14 protein-coding genes and 5 pseudogenes are annotated in these 16,059 nt (G+C 45.1%); 8 read left to right on the top strand and 11 right to left on the bottom strand.

The genetic code is table 11. The features are described from left to right. On the bottom strand, positions 1 to 437 hold a 437-nt coding region (locus QTN95_RS14185), incomplete at its 3' end, for an Hcp family type VI secretion system effector (protein ID WP_331417925.1). Positions 438 to 660: 223 nt separating this feature from the next. Then, positions 661 to 1,188, bottom strand: coding sequence for an AAA family ATPase (locus QTN95_RS14180; protein WP_331417924.1), 528 nt, complete (start codon positions 1,186 to 1,188; stop codon positions 661 to 663). A gap of 199 nt (positions 1,189 to 1,387) precedes the next feature. Between QTN95_RS14180 and QTN95_RS14175 the strand changes: the two genes are divergently transcribed. Then, positions 1,388 to 2,119, top strand: coding sequence for a GntR family transcriptional regulator (locus tag QTN95_RS14175; RefSeq protein WP_331417923.1), 732 nt, complete (start codon positions 1,388 to 1,390; stop codon positions 2,117 to 2,119). 214 nt (positions 2,120 to 2,333) lie between these two features. After that, positions 2,334 to 2,522: pseudogene (locus QTN95_RS14170) on the top strand (2Fe-2S iron-sulfur cluster-binding protein); the annotation flags it as partial. A 92-nt stretch (positions 2,523 to 2,614) separates the two neighbouring features. Here the strand turns inward: QTN95_RS14170 and QTN95_RS14165 are convergent. From QTN95_RS14165 to QTN95_RS14155, 3 genes are all read right to left on the bottom strand, one after another. Further along, positions 2,615 to 3,343, bottom strand: a complete 729-nt coding sequence (locus QTN95_RS14165) for a transporter substrate-binding domain-containing protein (RefSeq protein WP_331417922.1) — start codon at positions 3,341 to 3,343, stop codon at positions 2,615 to 2,617. 22 nt (positions 3,344 to 3,365) lie between these two features. Next, positions 3,366 to 4,901, bottom strand: coding sequence for a methyl-accepting chemotaxis protein (locus tag QTN95_RS14160; protein ID WP_331417921.1), 1,536 nt, complete (start codon positions 4,899 to 4,901; stop codon positions 3,366 to 3,368). A gap of 267 nt (positions 4,902 to 5,168) precedes the next feature. Then, a complete protein-coding gene (locus QTN95_RS14155; RefSeq protein WP_331417920.1) occupies positions 5,169 to 6,155 on the bottom strand; it encodes a cytochrome-c peroxidase in 987 nt (328 codons plus the stop codon). A 249-nt stretch (positions 6,156 to 6,404) separates the two neighbouring features. Here QTN95_RS14155 and QTN95_RS14150 point away from each other — a divergent pair. Beyond that, positions 6,405 to 6,500: pseudogene (locus QTN95_RS14150) on the top strand (IS5/IS1182 family transposase); the annotation flags it as partial. A gap of 144 nt (positions 6,501 to 6,644) precedes the next feature. Here the strand turns inward: QTN95_RS14150 and QTN95_RS14145 are convergent. The 3 genes and pseudogenes from QTN95_RS14145 to QTN95_RS14135 all read right to left on the bottom strand — a co-directional run. Continuing rightward, entirely contained in the window at positions 6,645 to 8,765 is a 2,121-nt protein-coding gene (locus QTN95_RS14145; protein WP_331417919.1) for an ATP-binding protein, read from the bottom strand. A 4-nt stretch (positions 8,766 to 8,769) separates the two neighbouring features. Next, complete coding sequence (locus tag QTN95_RS14140; RefSeq protein WP_138971512.1) at positions 8,770 to 9,285, bottom strand: hypothetical protein; 516 nt, start codon at positions 9,283 to 9,285, stop codon at positions 8,770 to 8,772. Between the two features lie 305 nt (positions 9,286 to 9,590). Beyond that, positions 9,591 to 9,701: pseudogene (locus tag QTN95_RS14135) on the bottom strand (urate hydroxylase PuuD); the annotation flags it as partial. On the opposite strand from QTN95_RS14135, the pseudogene QTN95_RS14130 reads away from it, so the two are divergent. From QTN95_RS14130 to QTN95_RS14115, 4 genes and pseudogenes are all read left to right on the top strand, one after another. Continuing rightward, positions 9,691 to 9,972: pseudogene (locus tag QTN95_RS14130) on the top strand (NCS2 family permease); the annotation flags it as partial. The pseudogenes QTN95_RS14135 and QTN95_RS14130 overlap by 11 nt on opposite strands. A 180-nt stretch (positions 9,973 to 10,152) precedes the next feature. After that, positions 10,153 to 10,404 (top strand): annotated as a pseudogene (locus QTN95_RS14125) (purine permease); the annotation flags it as partial. Positions 10,405 to 10,608: 204 nt separating this feature from the next. Next, positions 10,609 to 10,944, top strand: coding sequence for a rhodanese-like domain-containing protein (locus QTN95_RS14120; RefSeq protein ID WP_331417917.1), 336 nt, complete (start codon positions 10,609 to 10,611; stop codon positions 10,942 to 10,944). A gap of 310 nt (positions 10,945 to 11,254) precedes the next feature. Then, positions 11,255 to 12,217, top strand: a complete 963-nt coding sequence (locus QTN95_RS14115; RefSeq protein WP_331417916.1) for a transposase — start codon at positions 11,255 to 11,257, stop codon at positions 12,215 to 12,217. A gap of 357 nt (positions 12,218 to 12,574) precedes the next feature. Here QTN95_RS14115 and QTN95_RS14110 read toward each other — a convergent pair whose 3' ends face one another. Next, positions 12,575 to 14,191: an NAD(P)/FAD-dependent oxidoreductase gene (locus QTN95_RS14110; RefSeq protein WP_331417915.1), complete on the bottom strand. Its 1,617-nt coding sequence runs from the start codon at positions 14,189 to 14,191 to the stop codon at positions 12,575 to 12,577. A 212-nt stretch (positions 14,192 to 14,403) separates the two neighbouring features. Here QTN95_RS14110 and fdxA point away from each other — a divergent pair, with 212 nt between their 5' ends. Next, positions 14,404 to 14,727 (top strand): ferredoxin FdxA, encoded by a 324-nt coding sequence (gene fdxA, locus QTN95_RS14105; protein ID WP_006880303.1) that lies wholly within the window; start codon positions 14,404 to 14,406, stop codon positions 14,725 to 14,727. Between the two features lie 44 nt (positions 14,728 to 14,771). On the opposite strand, the gene QTN95_RS14100 is transcribed toward fdxA, so the two are convergent. Both QTN95_RS14100 and QTN95_RS14095 read right to left on the bottom strand, forming a co-directional pair. Further along, the gene (locus tag QTN95_RS14100; RefSeq protein WP_331417914.1) at positions 14,772 to 15,506 is read right to left on the bottom strand and encodes an RNA methyltransferase; all 735 of its coding nucleotides are present in this window, start codon (positions 15,504 to 15,506) and stop codon (positions 14,772 to 14,774) included. Between the two features lie 80 nt (positions 15,507 to 15,586). After that, positions 15,587 to 16,027 (bottom strand): carboxymuconolactone decarboxylase family protein, encoded by a 441-nt coding sequence (locus QTN95_RS14095; RefSeq protein WP_331417913.1) that lies wholly within the window; start codon positions 16,025 to 16,027, stop codon positions 15,587 to 15,589. Positions 16,028 to 16,059: the final 32 nt, after the last annotated feature.

Genomic DNA, 16,059 nt, shown 5'->3' with positions numbered 1-16,059 from the left:
ATTGAGACCGTTAGATTTTGCGTGAAGTCGGACATCGACGGATCTTGACAGTGTGGCATCTCACACTGGATATCGACGATAGACGCGTTTTCTAGCTTAGTGGTGAAGAAGTTCTCTTGTTTGCCTTCGATAGAAGTGCGGTACCATTTCAGTTCAACAGTCTTCATCTTCTCACCAGAAGAAAGCGCGTTGTACAGCAGTGGTACGGCTTTGTTGAGAGTGACGGTAAACTTGAAAGGTTTATGGACGCGTTGACCAGAAGGTTGACCAGATTGTGGATCGGTCGGAACCGAAATAACGTGGTCAAACTTCTGAACCAGCATCTCGTCTTCATGACCTTCTACATAAGAGTCACCGATAGAGTCAGCCGTACAGGCGCCCGCCGTGATCAGACCCTGAGTTTCACCGTCGATAGAAATATAACATGGAGTTGGCATAGTAAAATCCTTAGAGGTTGTGTGTAATAACACTCACTCTTAGTCAAAAAGCGTGCCAAAATGAAAATGTATATATTTCAACAATTTAAGCATTTGTTAATATACGAGCTGGGCAACTTTTTGCTCGAATCGAGCAAGATCTTGCCCAGATCGAGCAAAAAGTTGCCCGGAGAGAAAAGTATTCTCTACACTGTCAGTAGCGCTTTGTCCTTATAATACGTCCCTATAAATCGCATAGAAATCGTCTCGCCTCCGCAGGACTTTTCAATCTAACAAAGCGAATATGTTGATATTGAGGATTGTCCATATCTGCTAAGTACCTTGCACGATTCGAATGATAGGTTTTGATCGTCCACAATAAAATTGAATCTCTACTGAAAAATGATTTTCTCAGCGTTTCTCTATTGCCCGTGTTGGGCCACAACTCTTTGCCTGAAATTGAGCGGCTTAAAGCTCGTCTCACTGCATGAAAGAGGGTTCTCGACAATGAGTAGTCAACCCATACCACAGTATCAACGTTATGCCATTTAATGACACGCGTTCGATTGTAATTACCGTCCAGTACCCAGCTCGGCGCTTTCAGCTCATCTTCTAGGCGAGAGAAAAACTCCTCGTCACTGGACTCCTGCCAGTTCGGTTTCCAAAAAAGTCGATCCATTTCGATATGGGGGCACTCAAGGTGACGAGCTAGTTGGGCTGAAAATGTTGATTTTCCGCTACCACTGGTTCCGACTACATTGATCTTGTTCATGCCATTACTTGCCCAACTTGTTGAATATGCGCGCAGTAAAACATGTTAAATGTGCATTTTCAAACATCTAACCAATATTTGTTAACATTTCAGTCGTCTCGCTTCACAAAGCCTTCTAAGGGTAGCTAGCCACATGTATACAAAGTGAAGTATGATTGTTTTATTAGCGAAATAAATGGTTTGAGAGTGAACGCCGCTTATGGCAAATCTAAAAAATTCTGTGGCGAAAAACGTCAAGACAAAAGTCGCCGGCCAAACCCAGGATGACGTGGTTTATTGTCATATCTTTGATGCAATTCTAGAGCAGCGTCTACCTCCAGCAACAAAGCTGAATGAAGAAGCACTCGCTGAAATCTTTAGTGTCAGCCGCACCATCATACGTCGAGCGTTGCTGCGTCTATCGATGGAACAAGTTGTGAGTATTCGTCCTAACCGAGGTGCGATGGTATCTGCACCAACAAAAGATGAAGCGAAGCAGATCATCAAAGCGCGTGAGGTGATGGAATTGGCGATTACCGAATTAGCGGTTGAACATGCCACACCAGCCAAAATTGAAGAGTGTCGCCGCTTAGTAGAGAAAGAGAACGACGCATTTGCCAACGGTGACTACGGTAAAGGGTTGCGTCTGTCTGGAGAATTCCATATCAAACTCGCTGAAATGGCCCACAATACGCCTTTGCTGGCATTCCAAAGGAGCTTAGTTTCTCAGACCTCTCTACTCATTGCTCAGTACGAAACTGGTAATCACGCCAACTGTTCGCTCGATGAACATTCCAACCTACTTGACGCTATAGAAGCGGGCGATGCCGCACAGGCTTTGTCTCTGATGCAGGAGCATATCAACCACATTCGGTCCCGGCTCAATCTCGACAGTAGCGCTGCCTCTAATGATCTGCATGTTGTCTTCTCGGATATATTGAACCGTAAATAGTCTCTAACACTTCCCTCTGAAATGTAAAATCACAAGCCATTTCTTGTTTCATTTTTGTAAAATTAAAGTTGACCTTGGAGTCAAATCAACCAATTATTGACCCAAAGGTCAGAAAAACAAACATCGGAACATTAGTGTCAATGCACAAGGAGGTCTCTTGATTACTTTCCTACTCAATCAAGAACTCAGACAAGAAAGTGAACTGTCACCAAATATGACGGTTCTCCAATACCTGAGAACACAAGTACAAAAAACAGGGACAAAAGAAGGATGTGGTTCAGGAGACTGTGGTGCCTGCACCGTAGTACTTGGTGAAGTTGTTGAAGGAAAGCTTCAATACCGCTCTGTTAACTCTTGTTTGACGTTCGTCTCTAGCCTTCTCGGTAAACAACTGGTTACTGTACCCCTGGTTTCATTATGTCGATGTTCGCTTTGAGCAATGAAGTGCTATCACACTGGGCCGACTGACCAGACATTCGGCCCTTTTCTCCACCGCTACTGGATACCGTATTTTGCGAGTATTTTATCGAATGTACCGTTGGCCTTTATCTCAGCTAAACCCTTATTAAATGCCTCGATATATTGCCCATTATTTGGATTCGCCAATCCAGAGGTAACATACAATGGATTGACAGACAAAGCATTAGCGGTAAATTCAAAATCAGCCACATTCATTCCTGCGCCCGATAGAGTTGACTTGGCAACTAACTCATCCTCTAGTGTCAAATCAATCCGTTTAGCCATCAGCTTTTTAGCATTCGCCACTAAATCATTCGCTTCTGGTTTGTTGAAGTTCGTCGCCCCCAAAAACTCATCTCCATAGCCATAATTGCGGATAATCCCCACTGTTTTACCCGTCAAACTGTCCATGCCATTGTATTCAAATCCATCGCCCTTACGCTTGATGAACTTGAGTGAATTTTCGAGATAAGGGTCGCTGTACTTGAGGAAAGAGGTTCGTTCACTCGTGAACCAAGTCGCGACCAGCACATCCACTTTCCCATCTTTGACCTCGTTCAATGCCCGAGTCCAAGGCATGATTTTGAAGTCCACCATATGTCCCTGCGTTTTAAAGGCTTCGGTAATAATCTCTACCGATACCCCCGGATTCGCCTTATCTGTCTGAACAAATGGTGCCCATGGATCTTGTGCGGCAGTAATGGTTGCCGCTTGCACAGCCGCAGACAAAAGTGCACCCACTGTTAGTAATAGAAGATTCCTCATAACATTCCCTCTGATTGGTAGGTTAAGTACGGAATTTAGCCATGTGGTTGGCAATGCTTTGGCTAAGACTCAATACTTCTTCCGTTCGTTTTGCATTCTTAGTCGCACCAGATGACACCTCGTTAGTCGCTTCAGAAGCTTCAACAATCGCTCTGCTGATCTCCTCAACCGCCATTCTTTGTTCATCGGTCGCCTGTGAAATCTGGCCACTTCGGTCGGAAATAATGGTAATAAGCATCTGCACCTCACTGACCGAGCTTTGGGACTCGCTGACTCTTGAAGCGGTCGTTTCCAGCAAGGTTGCAATTCGGGTAAGTTCGTCCTCTACTGATTTGGTTGCCGCATCTAGCGCAACAATGTTTTTATGGATCTGCTCTGTGGATTGGCTGGTTTTTACCGCTAGATTTCGGACTTCATCCGCAACCACCGCAAACCCTCGCCCCTGCTCCCCTGCTCTGGCAGCTTCAATCGCCGCATTGAGTGCCAACAGGTTAGTCTGCTCGGAAATATCATTGATAACTTTCAATGAAGTCGTGATTTTTTGGCCCTCATCAATCAGGACATGCATTTCCTCGTTAACATGGTCCATCTCTTCACGCATATTGATGATGTCTCTTGCGGAGTTTTCAATCGCATCGCTGACAATAGTCGTTAACGAGGTTGCGGTATGAGCCTGCTCTGCGGTTTCAGATGCGGTATCGGCGACCGTTGAAACCGATTGATTTAGCTCGGTCGCAGCGGCGGCTACGGTCGTCAACTGGTGCCTTTGTGCTTCCAGTTTTTCTGCATTGGTATGCGCCGTCGCACCATTGGCCTGCGCTTTCTCACCGAGCGCTTCCGATGAACGATTCACATCTTGCACAATCTGTCGCAGCGACTCAGTAAAACTGTTGATGCCTTCAGTAATGTCAGCAAACTCACGATACTTAGCAGGCGCGAGTTTGTTAGTCAGGTCTCCATCACCCGACGCTAAGTCTTTTATCACCTCAGTCAACTGAGAGATAGGCCTGATTACCGTCATCGCCAACACAGAGACAATAACGATTGAGATGATGATATCGAGCACGATAAGCTCAATAATGCTGGTATTCAGCGAGCTAGCCAACTTGGCATCCAAAGTGCCAGTATCAAAGTAGACCACCACTTCACCCACTGAATGCTCCTCACCATATTCGACAAATATCAGACTGGCTCTAAGGCTGTTTTCAGCGAGAAATTGGGCTTTATTCACTACGTCGACGATTTGCCGCTGTTCACCATTCCCTTGCTGAGTGAGGAACAGCAGATCCTTGCCTTCATTGTCTACTAACTGAATCGCTGCTATCTCTGGCAAATTGAGCTCTGCGGATATGGATACCTTGGCGGATTCCAGATCGAAATCCCATACCGATTTGGGCAAACTGATCTTCATTCGTTGGGTCGTGTTTTCCACTGAATGTTCCAGTTCTTGATGCAAGTTAACTTTGAAACTCTGATATTTGATAAATGCTGACACGAGCAACACAAGGGTCAGAGCGATGATCACCTGAACTAGGAATACGACTTTTAATCTTTTCAAAACTGATCCCTTGGATGAATGAAACAGATAATTAAAAAGTAGTAATTGATTAATCAATAATCAAACAAAGTCATTAATGAGATTAAAATCTCATAAAATAAGGTTCGGGCCGACTCAAAGTCATAGGGGCTTATGCCATGATAAAAGCGCTAAACAAGCTCACAGGACTAGGTATGCCCGAAACGATGGTGATCGCCTAACAATTAGTCATGTTAGGCGTGTTTTTAACTGATTGGAGTTATCTTTAAAAGAGGCTTTGAAGATCGGTTAGATTTGTGGCCGCGCCGTTTCAATCGTAGACGGTGGTAAATGCGGCAAGACGATTTGCGGCAGCTCACCCGTCAAAGATTTGAGAAACTCGGTGATTTTGCCAGACTCATCGTTAGTCAGCTTTTGCCCCAACTGAACGTCTGCCATCACTTCTACCGCTTGTTGAAGATCCCACACTGAGCCGTCGTGGAAGTAGGGGTAGGTAAGCTCAATATTACGCAATGTCGGCACCTTAAAGACAAACTCATCGAACTCTTTGCCAGTAATTGCTTTGCGTCCTACATCTGTGTTGGCGGTTTCAAAAGGCTTCACTAACCCCATTTTTTGGTACATCTGCCCTCCGGCTAAGGGGCCGCTATGACACGCCGTACACCCCTTCGCTTTGAACAGCTCGTAACCTTCCACTTGGGCTGTGGTGAGCGCGCTGTCTTCGCCTCTTAACCACAAGTCAAACGGTGCATTGGGGGTACGAAGCGTTTTCTCAAAGGTCGCGATGGCGTCCGTAACTTGCTCTAAGGTGAACTCTTCCACCCCATACGCTTGTTTGAACCAAGTGCGGTACTGAGGAATCGATTTCAAGGTGTCGATCGCCAACTGATGGGTAAATGCCATCTCTAGCGGATTCTCAATCGGCCCTGCTGCCTGCTCTTGAAGATCTTTGGCACGACCATTCCAGAACTGCACAAAGTTGAGATCCGAGTTAAATACCGTGGGTGAATTGATCGGCCCAATCGCCCATTTATGTCCAATAGAGCTTGGTAGGTTATCCACCCCACCCTTGGCCACGTTATGACATGAGTTACACGAAATCGTGTTAGAGGCTGATAGTCGAGGCTCAAACCATAAGGTTTTTCCCAATTCAACTTTCTTCGCATCCAACCCAACAACCGGATCAATCACTTTGATCGGTTCTTGCGCCTGTCGTTCTGCCAAGGTCACAAATGACACGACAGATAAGAGACTCACTGCAATGATTTTTTTCATCGTTACTTCCTTTCTCGAGAGTTATTCCAATCTCACTAGAGTTGCGCATTTCTTGACCGATGCGCTTTGGCAAGTAACTTAAAGCAAACGATTTTGCGGTGATAACGCAAAAAAACGATGGTTTTTATGACAAAAATCGATGTTAAAAGCGCGTAATCTGCACAAAGCTTGTGCAATCTTTCATCGCGCGCGTCGATTTACTATTTGTTTACATTTTTATAAAGAATGTAATCGACGCCTTTGTTGATGCAAATCAAACAAAGAAACCGTGGAAGACCTCGCTTGTTTAGTGACTTAGCCATTACGACAGCTCTTATGGTTAAACGCGTATTTTCAATGCCGCTGAGTTAAGTTTCTCTCTCAGAGACAACGATGTTTCGAGTGAAGAAACTGCTTGGTGGGACATTAAGCTTAAGAAATTACAATGCTCGCTGCATAGTAGTGCAACTACAAATTGTATTTCACCATTTTGGAGATATGACTCAAGTTTTATTGGGCGGGTTTGGCTGTGATATATTTATTTAGCACTCGCTGCATTAAATCCATTCTCACAGGTTTAGGAACAACATCGTTGAAACCCTGTTCAATGTAGTGCAACGCATCTCTATCTGAGTTGTTGGCGGTTAAGGCGACGATCGCCGTTCCTGGAGCTAAGTTTTCCCTGCGGATGGTTTTCATAGCCTCTATGCCATCCATCACCGGCATTTGGATGTCCATAAAAACAATATCAAAATGGTGCTGTTTGAGAATATCTAAACACTCTTGTCCATTGCCTGCGGTAGTCGTCTCGACCTGTAGGGTATTCAGCATCTTTTGTGCAACGATCTGATTGACTCTCATGTCCTCAACAATCAGAGCAGAGAGCCCTGTACTATTCGGCGCAACATCAATGTTCGCGCTCTTTTCCTGCCCTGTATTTCTGCTACAAACTGCGTTAATTAAACTAAAAATATCGTAGGGTTTGGTCAGCTTTGTCACCCACTCCGAATCAGGGGCAGCGACGTGAAGATCGCCAATCACTATGCACGGTTTCACCTCCGCAATCGCATCGTTGTCACTGAATCCCTGAGCGCCACTGAGGTAGTGAACGGTCAGCTCTCCGTTGTCGTCAAACAATCCAAGTTGGTTCAGCTCTGACGAAATTAACCTTTGTACTCGGATATCTTGCGCGACAACTCGTATGCGCTGATTGCGAATCTGTGGACAGAGAATCGTCTTTTCTCCTTCTACTACAACGGGGATGGATACGTTGAACTGTGTTCCTTGCCCAAGCTCACTTTGCACCTCTAATCTACCCTTCATCATGTTGATAAGTGACTGACATATAGATAACCCCAATCCCGTACCACCGTACTTCCTCGTGATTGAGTCATCTGCCTGAACAAACTCCTCAAACACCTTATTAAGTTGTTGTTGCGACATTCCAATGCCAGTATCAGTCACAGATAACTTTAGATAGCGTTGTTGGTGTAAGGTCTCAACCGATAACGATACATCCACATATCCGCTATCAGTAAACTTGAGGGCGTTATAGCTAAGATTATTGATGATTTGCAGTAACTTCGTTTTGTCACCAACAATCTTGTAGTCCTTCTCCATCGGTGAGCAAAACATAATCTCAACATCGGGTTTGTTGGTTTCAACAAAAATGGTCTTGGATAATTTGATGAGTTCACTACAGTAGAAAACGTCTCGGTCAAGCTTCATCTTGCCCTGCTCGATCTTACTCAAATCCAGCACGCTATTGATGAGCTTTAGTAAGTGTTTCCCAGAGTCATTAATCATGGCCACAAAACTGCGCGTCTGCTCGTCTGTGTTGAGGTAATATTCTTTGTGGCTCAATCCGATAACCGCATTGAGTGGTGTTCGCATCTCATGGGACATATTGGCAAGAAATCGCGCTTTAGCCGTCGCGCTTTGCTCGGCAAGCTTCTTAGCCTCTTCCATTTTATCCGTGCGCTCTTTTAAGTCTCGACTCAGTTTAATTTGATTGAGATACATCCATGAAATCACACCAACCATCATTGCCAAACAAGCAGAAATGACCGCGAGATAGGTGTATTGCTGGCTGTAAAACTGCTGTTTCTGTTGTACAAACATCATCTGATTTTTTTGCACTTCAGAGACGAACGATGACATATAAACATTGAGTTGCGAGTAGAGGCTATTTAACTGAGTCAACACGGTTTTCAGCTTCAACTCACTCTCATCCAACGTCATCTGGTCTAGATTGTTTCCTAGCGCATCTAATCTGGTACGAATCGATGCTAACTTCTTTACGTCACCAAACTGTTGGTGAATCTGAACGGTTCTCTCCGCATGCAAATCTTGTAATATACTGGAGCGATAGACGCGCACCTTCATCTTCATTCTCGCCAAAGACCGTTCCGAGCGGTCACGTGAAAACTCAATAATTTCCAGCTTGAGCATCAATAACTTACCTTTAGCGGAGATGTTATTGTTCACGATTGTCACGTACGGCTGCGGCGGAATTCGCTGAAACTCGCTCATAGAATGAAAAAAGTAAACCACCATTACAATCAGTACCGCACATAGCACTGATGTAATAATGACAAATAGGCGCCCCTGCGTGAGGAGTGGTTTATCCATATCTTTACTCAATGACCAGTTCCTTTACCTGCCAAACCGACAAACTATAGTAGTAGTCGTTTCTCAGTTCAGGATTCTCTGAAAATGGATACACAATAAAGAAGGGGCCTTTGTCGTCGATTGTCATCCTCTTTCCGGCTTCGTGAGTGGCAAGCAACAAACCGTACTTTTCGGCATCGGCGATCGGCATCGTCACCACGTAATCGTCCCAAGCAACTACCTTCAACGTTTCTCCCTCAGCACCGACATAATCAAGCACTGAGACAAGCTTAGGGCCGGTATACTCGACGATTTGTTCGACAACATGGTTATTGGTCATGATAGATCCTTGCTCTAGCGCGAGGATCATTTCTTCATCAAACACGACACCCTGATTAGAGTTAGATTGGGTGATATTGCCCGAAACCCAAAGAACTGGCTCTGATTTAGGGGCAGGAAGCGCATAAGCGAGATTAATGAGGCTAAGAGCTAAACTCAGTAAAGTGGTGTATCTGACACCGCGGATAAGTGCTGCTGACATCAATTCATTTCCTCCAGACCTAACTTTTTTATAGCCATGAGCAAAACTTCAATTAATTTCAGTATAGACAAGGTTTTCTACCACTAATAAAACTCACTTCGACGTTGTTGATGCCAATATATAACGTTATGAAACCGATAACTAATTGTTAGGAGTGCAGGCATTGCGGCCTGCGACTTCTACCAACGACCTGTAAAAAACCCCGGAACAGGGGCCGGGGGATCTCAAGTGAGATAAAGAGCGGGAAATACCACGTTTGCATGAATCACGCCTACCGGATTAGCCGTCCGGTAAGCGGGATGGGGAGTGCGATAGTTGTTGTGACGAGAGCGGAGCAAACCTTTCGCGGGCAATGCAGGATCGGGGTCGCGGTTCTCTTCAATCGCACTGACCAGATTACGCTGAGCAGGCATGATCCCAGCGTACGCAACCGCCGGCGCTCTGATCTATGTTGCTTTCGTTATGATGAGCAGTATGCAGCACGTCGATTGGAAGGATTTCACCAACGGAGCACCAGCCGCCATCACAGCGCTAATGCTGCCTCTAACCTTCTCCATTGCTAACGGTATCGCACTTGGTTTTATCACCTATACAGTGCTCAAAGTCGCTACCGGTAAGACAAAAGATGTTTCCATCTCAATGTACTTCCTGACGGTGATATTCGTTGCCAAGCTCATCTATATCTAAACCTGATTCGCCGCAATTATTTCAAGCAAACACACCACTAGCCTGATACAAGAGTCAGGCTAGTGGTCAACATACACATTTCGTGACCCTACGCAGTTTGTAGAAGTCTGTTGTCCAGTCAAAGAGAGCCGGCTTTGTGCGGTGTTCTCTGAGGTAAAACCAATGAAACTTCTGTACTCGCTTAACCAAAAACCGCCACACGATATTGCTAACTTTCTTCACTCAGGTATCACCACCAGCACGATAGTGACGGTTCTTCTGCACCAATTGTTACCGAAGTCGAGTCGCAAAGAAGAGCGTGAAGCTCTCACGGAGAGTCGCAATCAAGTACAAGAGAAAATCGCAAAAAAAGCCCAAGCAGAGGAAGAAGCTCGCGAGGCTCAGGTTGAGCTCAAAGCACAGCAGGATTATTGTTGTAGTATTGGCAAATAGTTTGATTGATTCTGCTTCACATTAATGGGGGTAAATCACGGGTGGATTAGGGACAGCAGTACATTGTAGTAGCCTAGCCAGAATGGAGTATAGACAAGCGTTTAAAGTATTTAAATTATCAGCAAACATCTGTGAAATGCATCGCGGCTAATTTTGAAGAATGGGATATGCTTAAGACAATGATAATTAAGGAACTCAATCAAGATGAAAAAATTGATCATTCTGTTGCTGGCGGTCTTTAGTGTTCCTTCCATCGCTTCAGAACGTGCCGATATTGGCTGGCAGTGGATCAAGCAGGGTGCATTAATCGTCGATGTTCGAACCCCGCAGGAGTTCGAAGCCGGGCACCTAGACAACGCTGTCAACTACCCCCTATCTCAACTTGCGACGCACTTTGCCAACATCGACAAAGAGAAACAAATCGTCCTCTACTGCCGGAGCGGAAACCGCTCAGGTCAAGCCTATCAATACTTAGTTTCTCAAGGGTTTACTAATCTGCACAATGCTGGCGGTTTGGTCGAGATACAAAATGCTCAGTAACCTCTACTGAGCATCATCCTCTAAATCTGATACTGCTTAACCAAACTCAGAGCGGTTTGGTAGGAGTCTATCAGCTCAGCCTGATTCTTACCGTGATTGTGATAAATGCTCATTAAGCATCGGGTAAGCGTCTTTAATCATCGCCAACACAGCCTCAACTCGTTTAAAGCAAGGTTAAGTGGACACACACCATAAAGGATGAAAATGGTATGAGTTGTTGATACCTCCGTGGAAGGCTGGATTATTCCAGATTGTCGCATGTAGGCGACTTTCTTAACCTAAGTGAATCAAACACTACTTGGGGAAAAAGATGACAATCGCCAGAAAACACCAACTGTGTGTCGATGCCACACCTTACTATCATTGCGTTTCTCGCTGTGTCAGACGAAGTTTTCTATGTGGAAAAGACCCCGTTACCCAGCAGTGCTATGAACACCGACGGGCTTGGATTAAAAGAAAGATGTTGGCGCTATCGCAAGTCTATTGCATCGATATCTGCGCTTACGCCATCATGGCCAACCACTATCATCTAGTTGTGCATATCAATTGTTCAAAAGCCCTAAACTTATCTCATCAAGAAGTGGTTGAGCGTTGGAAGCAAGACCACAAGTTGCCAAGTTTAATAACGAGGTGGTTAGATGGGAAACTCACCAATAATGTTGAAGTCGAAGCATGTATGACTATTATTGAGTCGTGGCGAGAACGGTTATGGAACCTAAGTTGGTTTATGAAAGAGCTCAACTTTGACATTGCTTGCCAAGCGAACAAAGAGGACGAGTGTAAAGGCCATTTTTGGGAAAGTCGTTTTAAAAGTCAGGCCTTGCTTGATGAACAAGCACTTGCTGCCACCATGGCTTACGTTGATTTAAATCCATTAAGGGCTGGAATAGCAGATACTCCCGAGACTTCAGACTATACATCAATTCAAGCGAGAATAGAGGCACTAAACAATCAGCAAGAAACGGCTCCTTACCTCCATCCATTTATAGGCAATTCGGCAGACATTCAACTCGATGGTATTCCATTTCGACTTATCGAGTATATTGAACTGGTTGACTGGACTGCACGTCAATTCCGAGAGGGCAAAGCCCAGCTAAGTAGAAGCATTCCACCAATATTAGAGCGTTTGAATATCAACAAGCTAAAGTGGCTTAATGCTTGTACAGAGTTAGAACGTCGCCGGGCGACCAGTATAGGCTGTATCACGAGCGCAATAATGGCCAAGCACGTGTTTAATAGAAAACGAATTAATTTGTTTCGATTGGACAGTTAGTTTTAGTGCTAAACTTATGATTTCTAACTAAACCTGACGGGTTTAGCGCTTTTCAATACCTCAAGAATCCCCATAAGACCTAACCAACACTAAAATCGCTGCAATATTGAAATTAATCTCAAAGTGCGTTGATAAAACCCACGACTAGCAAAGCAACTTTCACCAAACATAGCTGAACTCGTTATGGTGTCTGTCCTTAATGTTCAATGGTGTCTGTCCTTAATGTCCCTTAATGTCCTTAATGTTCAGTCCTTAAGGTTCTTCAACAACTTCTTCTGGTGCCTGTCCCTGTAACAAAAAAGGCCCTTAGCAATTTAAGAGCCTTAATATCTGTTGTCTGTGGTTTAAAGGTGGGAATTAAGCGTTTTCTGCGTCTGCTACCATTGCTTTTGCTAGCGCTTCTGCGACTTTAATACCGTCGATGCCAGCAGATAAGATACCACCCGCGTAGCCAGCACCCTCACCAGCAGGGTAGAAGCCTTTAAGGTTTATGCTCTGGAAGTCTTTACCACGTTTGATGCACACTGGTGAAGACGTACGAGTCTCTACACCGGTTAGTAGACCATCTTCCGAGGCAAACCCTTTGATCTTCTTATCAAACGCTGGAATGGCTTCGCGGATTGCTTCAATTGCGAAATCTGGCAATGCTTTCGAGATGTCAGTCAGCTTGATACCTGGTGTAAATGATGGTTCAACATCACCAATCTGGCTTGGATCGCGACCTTTAAGGAAATCACCGATCTTCTGAGCTGGCGCATCGTAGTTTTCGCCGCCCAGCACATATGCGCCCGACTCAAGTTCACGTTGGAAACGAATACCTGCAAGTGGGTCTCCAGGGTAATCGCGCTCAGGGTCGATACCAACAACGATAGCACTGTTTGCGTTGCGCTCTGAACGTGAGTATTGGCTCATACCGTTAGTAACAACTCGCCCTTCTTCTGAAGTCGCCGCCACTACCGTTCCGCCCGGACACATACAGAAGCTGTACACAGTACGGCCATTCTTACAATGGTGAACCAGTTTGTAATCCGCGGCGCCAAGAATTGGGTTACCTGCGTTTGGTCCAAAACGAGCTTCATCAATCATCGACTGTTTATGTTCGACACGGAATCCCACAGAGAATGGTTTCGCTTCCATGTAAACACCGCGATCATGCAGCATCTCAAACGTGTCACGAGCACTGTGACCAACTGCAAGAACAACATAGCGTGAATGAATTTGCTCACCATTTGACAATGTAAGACCAGTAATCTGTTCACCATCCATGTGGATGTCATCGACACGAGTACTGAAACGAATTTCACCACCTAGCTCGATGATTTTCGCACGCATTTTCTCAATCATGGTAACCAGCTTAAAGGTACCAATATGTGGCTTACTGACGTATAGAATCTCTTCTGGTGCGCCTGCTTCAACAAACTCAGTGATCACTTTACGACCGTAGAAGTTTGGATCTTTCACTTGGCTGTATAGCTTACCGTCAGAAAAAGTACCTGCACCACCCTCACCAAACTGTACGTTTGATTCTGTATTTAGGGTGCGTTTGCGCCAAAAGCCAAACGTATCTTTAGTACGCTCACGTACTTCTTTACCACGCTCGACAATAATAGGATTGAAACCCATCTGCGCGAGAACAAGACCGGCAAATAGACCACAAGGACCAAAACCGATCACAACTGGACGCTCTGTTAGGTTCTTAGGTGCCTGAGCGACAAACTTATATTCCATATCTGGCGTCTGTTTAACGTGCGGATCGCTAACGAACTGCTCAAGCAATGCTGCTTCGTTCTCGACCACAACGTCCAGAGTATAGATAAGTAGGATGTTCGCTTTCTTACGAGCATCGTAGCCACGTCTAAAGATATTGAAAGAGATAACTTGGTCAGCTGAAATACCAAGTTTCTTTGTAATAGCAGCGATTAACGCCCCTTCCTCGTGATCTAGAGGAAGCTTGAGTTCATTTAAACGTATCATGTAGATGTCTCGTAATCATAGGTGTCTTAGCCAAGCCGAAAAGGCGAGCTCACAATGGCGCGCATTTTACGAGAAATTGATTTGTCTGTCATACTAAAATCAGTTTGGTGAACTTATTTACACGAAGATTCACTGCATAGAATGTTGAATTTTGCCTTGGGATGAGTATTATCCCCATTCTTCAATTTTGACTAACTAAAGAGCGGATCGTCATGGCGTTTGTGGTAACGGATAACTGTATCCAATGTAAATATACTGACTGTGTTGCGGTATGCCCTGCTGATGCCTTCCATGAAGGGCCAAACTTTATGGTGATCAACCCTATTGAATGTATCGATTGTGGTCTATGTGTTGACGAATGTGATGCACACGCGATCTTTCAAGAAGACGAAGTGCCAGATGATCAAACCATCTACATTCAGTTAAATGCGGAATTGGCAGAATTGTGGCCAGTTCAAACGGAAGTCAAACCAGCCATGGACGAAGCAGAAAAATGGAATGGCGTGCCTAACAAACTAGACATGCTGGAAAAATAGAAGCGAGCGATTCACTCCTCTCTCGCGACTTGATACGCTGCGTCTTAGCTGTGCTGACGACGCAGGTTATCGAGAATAATTCCCGTCGCCATTGCCACATTCAATGATTCGGCACCACCGAAAGCGGGAATAGTAATCTTATCAGTGACGTATTTTGCCGCTTGCTCGCGAATGCCGTGAGACTCACTGCCCATCAATAAAATCCCTTGCGCAGCAAACTTAGTCTTATGCACGCTCTCACCCTCTAAAAACGCACCATAAACAGGCAATTTCGCTTGTTCCAGATACTCAGGCAAGTCTAACTGGCTAACTGTCACACGGCCAAAGCTACCCATGGTCGCGCTGATCGTTTTTGGATTATAAGGATCAGCACAATCCGTACTGGCAATAATGTGCTTAATGCCATACCAGTCAGCAACGCGAATAATGGTGCCCAGATTACCCGGATCCGAAACGCCATCTAAAGCAATCATCAACCCTTGCGCCTTTGGCACTTCTACACTTGGGATCTCAACCACAGCAATCGCCGCATTGTTACTCACCAGCGTACTCGCTTTAGTCAGGTCATCGAGCGAAGCTTCTATACACTCGAACCCACCTAACTCATGGCTGTGCTGCGCTAAAAATTCACTGGTAGCAAACACATGCTTCACCGACAGTGTGCTGTTGACCAACTCAAGGACATTCTTTTCACCCTGAACCAAAAACAGACCATGCGCCTTGCGCTGTTTCTTTTGGCCTAAAGCTCGAAGTAATTTAAGTTGGTTTTTCGAAATCATAATCTTTCCAGAGTGAAATTGGGGTGTCCCGGATAAAAGCGCAAGGATTATAGATGAAAGCGATTTAACCTGCCACCTGCTTACTGCTCATGGGTCATTTTTGTTGCCACCGCAAAACGGTTCCAGGCATTGATCATGATCACTTGCATCATCGCCTGCGCCAACAACTCCTCACCAAGATATTCACCCGCGACTTGGTAAACCTCATCAGACACTCCGCCTTTCGCAATCAGTGTCATTTCATCAGTCAGTGCCAGTACCGCTCTCTCTTCAGCGTCAAACAGCGGCGACTCCTTCCATGCCGCCAGAGCAAACAGCTTTTTAGCATCAATACCCAGCTTCTCCGCTTCGGTCACATGCATTTCAATACAGTAAGCGCACTGGTTAATCATCGAGGCACGCAGCTTTATAAGCTTCTTAAGCGACGCCGACAAGCGGGCTTCAGCTACATAACCCTCTACGCTTAACATCGCCGTTAACGCTTTGGGTTCCACTTGAGCAATATTGATTCGTGTAGTCATAGTCTGTTCCTTTAGGTGATTGTTCGAAAATT

It is taken from the genome of Vibrio sp. M260112 (assembly GCF_036533775.1).
Classification (GTDB): Bacteria; Pseudomonadota; Gammaproteobacteria; order Enterobacterales; family Vibrionaceae; genus Vibrio.
The sequence above is the reverse complement of the archived record's forward strand: the minus strand, read 5'-3'. Positions and strand labels throughout refer to the sequence as shown.